We start from the raw sequence: 320 nt of genomic DNA on the forward strand, positions 1-320 counted from the left end.
CAACCTGCCCCGGTGGCGACTCCGGCCTATACCGCCGCGCAGATCGATCAGTGGACAGCGCCCATTGCGCTCTATCCCGACGCGCTGCTGTCGCAAATTCTGATGGCCTCAACCTATCCGGCGAGCGTGATTCAGGCCGCCCAGTGGTCAAAGGACAACCCTAAAATGCAGGGCGATACCGCTATTCAGGCGGTCAGCGGGCAGCCATGGGATGCCAGCGAGAAATCGCTAGTCGCCTTTCCGCAGTTAATGTCGGTGATGGGAGAAAACCCGTCGTGGGTACAGAGCCGCGGCGACGCCTTTCTGGCCCAGCCAAAGGA

1 protein-coding gene is annotated in these 320 nt (G+C 61.2%); it reads left to right on the plus strand.

Translation table 11 applies throughout. The annotated features are described in order from the left end of the window. Positions 1 to 320: DUF3300 domain-containing protein (locus tag RTW80_RS28270; protein WP_312721417.1), on the plus strand; the 320-nt coding region annotated here is incomplete at both ends.

Origin of the sequence: Escherichia sp. AM3, from assembly GCF_032029835.1 — a bacterium.
GTDB lineage: Bacteria > Pseudomonadota > Gammaproteobacteria > Enterobacterales > Enterobacteriaceae > Escherichia > Escherichia coli.